Annotated in this window: 3 protein-coding genes; all 3 read right to left on the reverse strand. The window is 64.4% G+C overall.

Going from position 1 to position 4,315, the window contains the following annotated elements; genetic code table 11:
• Positions 1-89 (reverse strand): cytochrome ubiquinol oxidase subunit I (locus V6584_RS07860; RefSeq protein WP_340486375.1); only part of this gene is annotated, 89 nt, incomplete at its 3' end.
• Positions 90-413: 324 nt separating this feature from the next.
• Positions 414-2,240: a thiol reductant ABC exporter subunit CydC gene (gene cydC / locus V6584_RS07865; protein WP_340470131.1), complete on the reverse strand. Its 1,827-nt coding sequence runs from the start codon at positions 2,238-2,240 to the stop codon at positions 414-416.
• Positions 2,218-4,077, reverse strand: coding sequence for an ABC transporter ATP-binding protein/permease (locus V6584_RS07870; protein WP_340470130.1), 1,860 nt, complete (start codon positions 4,075-4,077; stop codon positions 2,218-2,220). Before V6584_RS07870 ends, cydC begins: the two co-directional genes overlap by 23 nt.
• Positions 4,078-4,315 lie beyond the last annotated feature (238 nt).

Consider the following 4,315-nt stretch of genomic DNA (forward strand, 5'->3'; position numbering starts at 1 on the left):
AAAGACAGGCCAATGGTCATGGGAACAAAGAAGAAGTGGAAAATGGTCGTCATCGCAAACTGAAAACGCGACAAACCCAATACGGTCATTGTGTCACTTCACTTTCACGTGCCGGGCGGCAGGGAGGACCACCCGCCAGGTGGACGGCGGGCCGGCCGCATCACCGGAACCGACACGACGCTGAGTTGTACCTGACCGTCTCCGGGCATCCGCACCGATGGAGGGGTCGACAACGTTGCAGGCCCCGGAACCGGCGTTCGCGTCTGAAGCCCGCCGACGGGGAAGGGGCCTGGCCAGAAGGAGGGAAGGCGGCTTGTGAATCCGACGTTCAGGCTCCGACGAGGGCGACATGGTGTCCATCCACCCTTATCTCCGACGCCGGAATACGATCGCTTTCTCCATTATAGCCGTTTTCAATCCCCCTTGGACCCCAGATCGCCCACGTCCAACCGGTAAAGTTCACGAAAACGCCGGTTGTCCCGGTAGAGGCCTGCCGGGGAGCCCTGCATGGCTATGCGGCCCCCGTCCATGAAGACCACCTGGTCGGCCTCCTCCAGACCCTGCAGGTGGTGCGTCACCCATAGGAGGGTGCGCCCACGGCTCACCCCGAAGATCATGGACATCAGGCGGCGCTCGGTGATGGGGTCCAGGCCGATGGTCGGCTCGTCCAGGAGGACGATGGGGGTGCGCTTGAGGACGATCCTGGCCAGTGCCAGGCGCTGACGCTGCCCTCCCGACAGGCGCTGGCCGGCCTCGTCGACCGGGGTGTCGATCCCCTGGGGGAGGGAGGAGACGTAGTCGTCCAACTGCACGGCCTTCAAGGCCTCCCTCACTTCCTCGTCGCTGGCCTGCGGCGCCCCCAGCCTGACGTTGGAGGCGATGGTCGTGTTGAAAAGGAAGGCCTGTTGATTGAGGTAGCCGAACAGTTCGGGCCTCTGGTCCTGCAGGGCGGCCACGGGTATGCCGTTGACCATGATCCGTCCCGCTTGGGGGGTCAGGTCCCCAAGGAGGAGCTGGAGGATGGTGGTCTTCCCCTCCCCGCTGGGGCCCAGGAGGGCCACCTTCTGACCCGCTCCTATGTGGAGGGTGAAATCGTCCAGGAGCTTTGGGTCGTCCGGTGAATAGGCAAAGGATACGTGATCGAAATCGATCGAGGTGACTGGTCCCTCCAGGCGGGTCTGGTGGACCGGTTCGGTCTGCCGGGACTGGACCCTGGCGGTCAGGTCGTTCAAGTGGGTCAGCGAGTCCGTGTACAGGGGGACTTCGGCCACGGCCTGGGAGACGACGATGAAGCAATCGACCAAGGGGAAAAGGGCCAGGACCACGGCGGCCGCGAAGTCGGCCATGGAGGCCGAACTGGTCAGGTAGAGGTCGGAGCCCACGATCAGGCCGACGGCCATCAGGGCGAAGATCATCTGTATGGCGCAGTTCCTCCAGCGTTCGAAGCGCTTCTGGAGGGACCGGCTGTCCATGACCCGACCGAAGTCCTGAGACCCGGTGGAGGCGAACTCCTCCCCCCTGTGGGTGATCACCCAGTCGCTCAGTCCCATGTAGCTCTCGGCCACCGAGGTGTACTCGTCCTGCTGGCCGGCCTTTTCGACCGCGTAGCGGCCGTTGGAGAAGGCCAGGGACACCAGGGGCACCAGGACCAGGATGAGGGAGAACAGGAGGAAGAGGATGCCCGAGGTCACCCAGGAGAAGACGCCGACCGCCACGGTGACCACAATCCACATGATGTAGGCCACGACGGTGGGGAAGATGGTGCGCAGGTAGAAGTTCTCAAGATGGTCCAGGTCGTCGGACAGCATCCCCAGGATCGTCCCCGTCCGCTCGTGTTCGTTGAGGAAGGCGGCGTCTTGGGACAGGGTGCGGTAAAGCTGGACACGGAGCTTGGAGACCACCCTCAGGACCCAGTCATGGCTCTTGATCCGCTCCAGATATTTGAAGCTGGGCCGGCCGATGCCGAAGGCGCGGGTCAGGACGACGGGGACATAGACGGCGAAGATGTTGTAGGGGTGGCGGGCCGACCGGCTGATGAGGAAACCGGAAGTGAACATGAGACCGCCGGCGCAGACGAACGTCACGGCGCCCAGGAAAAAGATGAGGGCCAGCAGGACCCTGTTCTGCCTGAGGTAGGGCCAGAACCAATGATCCCTGTGCCAGATGCCCGCGAAGTGGGAGAGGGAGGCGTCCCCCTGCCCGCCATCACCGGCACCGTCAGTCCTGCTCGTAGCGTGCAATCTGGTTCCCTCCCATCTCCTCGATCAGGTCGTCAAGGGGGCCCGACCGTCCGATCAGCTCGTCCGGCCTGCCCTGGGCCACCACCCTGCCGCCATCCAGCATGATGACCCAGTCCACGTCGGCCAGCCAGTGAAGGCGGTGGGTGGCGAAGATGACCAGGTGGTCCTCCATGATCGGCAAGAGGGTCTTCTTCAGGTCATACTCGGTCTCGATGTCCAGGTGGGCGGTCGGTTCGTCGAAGAGGAGGACCTCGCGGGATCTGTCCAGGAGGACCCTGGCCAGGGCGATCCTCTGGGCCTGGCCCCCGCTGATTCCGCGGTTGCCCTCACCCACCCCCGTGTTTAGGCCCTCGGGCAGGGTGGCCACCCACTCGTCCAGACCGGCCGCCCGGACCGCTTCGCGGACGGCCTCCTCATCGGCATCCTGGTCGTAAAAACGTACGTTGTCCGCCAGGGTCCCATTGAAGATGTAAGGGTTCTGGGGGATGTAGCTGATGTGGCGCTGCCAGGCCGGGGCGTTGAAATGATCCAGCCGGTGGCCGTCCAGGTCGACCGAACCGGTCTGCATGATGTTGAAGCCGGCCAGGAGGTTCATCAGGGTGGACTTGCCGGCCCCCGAACGGCCGACCACCGCCACCTTCTCGTAGCCGGTCAGCTCGAACGATATGTCCTTCAGGGCCTTCGGTCCGGAGGGGGCCTGTCCGGCATCCCCGTCCGGGGATTCCCCCTTGCCCTTGCCCCCTCCCGAAGACTTGGCGATTGCGTCCATCTGGGAGCCGGCCGAGGCCTCCTCCTGTGGAAGGGGGGCCTCATAGGTGAAACCCACCTGATCGACGGTCAGATGGCTCTCAGGCCCCCAGCCGCCCCAGTCCAGATCGTCCTGGCGGGCGGGTTCGGGGGCATCGAGGGTCGTCATGATGTCATTCAGGGCGTTCTTCCCATTGAGCGTGGCGTGGTAATCGTCGCCGAACTGACGTATGGGGAGGAAATACTCCGGGGCCAGGATCAGGGAGAGGAGGGCGGGGAAGAGCCGCACACTCCCGTTGATCAGATCGTTGCCCAGGAAAACGGCGATGATGGCCACCGCCAGCGTGGTGAAGAAATCAAGGGCGAAGGTCGACGTCATGGCCACGCGGATGACGCTCATGGTCCTCTTGCGGAAACGCTCGCTGACCGAATAGATCTCGTCCTCATATTCCTTGTCGATGCCGAGCATCTTCAAGGTGGGAAGCCCCAGTACCGTATCCATGAAGCGGGTGTTCAACTTGCGGAACTGCTCGTACTGCCGGTTGGACCGGTCCCGGGCCGCCATGCCCAGGATGGCCATGAAGAAGAAGAGGAGGGGGAGCATGAGGATCAGGACGAGGCCGCTCAGGGCGTTCTGGGACCAGACGACTATCAGGGTCATCAGGGGGATGAAGGCCATGTCCATCATTTTGGGCAGGACAGTGAAAACATAGGTCCTCACCTCATCCAGACCGTCGATGAGGACCGTGACGGCCGAACCGGTCCCCCTCCCTGCCAGGGCCGAGGGCCCCATCCGGAAGACCTTGGCCTGGAGGAGGGGCCTGAGATCCCTGGTCACATAGTCGGCGTAGCCGGTGGAGACCTTCCCCTTGGCCACCTCGCAGAGCTGCCTGGCGGCGAAGGCGAGGAAGAAGGTCAGGACCGGCAGCCCCAGGGAACCCAGGCCCTCCAGATGCCAGACCCGCACCAGGGCCCAGGTCAGCCCGCAGGCCTGGGCTGTCACGCTCACCCCTTGCAGGAGTGAGAGCAGGGCCAGGAGGACCATGGTCCGTCGGATACCGGCGAATCGAAACAGATTCTTGTCAATCACTGCACGACTCCTCGCTTGTGATGCCGCCGGTCCATGTCACTGCCCGGGGTGCCCGGGGGTCCGCCCCCGGACACCGTCACCCTGGTTGCCGTGCCCTCAGGCCGATGCTGCGGCCGGTCTGGCGGCGGCGTCGGACCTCAGGGACCCGGTGGCGTTGACCGCCTTGTTTGTTGGTTGTGGTCCGGTGGCGTCCCGGCCCTCCGGGGCAGGACCCCGGCGCAGATGACCGCCCACCGTG

This window comes from Bifidobacterium favimelis (assembly GCF_037963085.1).
Taxonomy (GTDB): Bacteria; Actinomycetota; Actinomycetes; order Actinomycetales; family Bifidobacteriaceae; genus Bombiscardovia; species Bombiscardovia favimelis.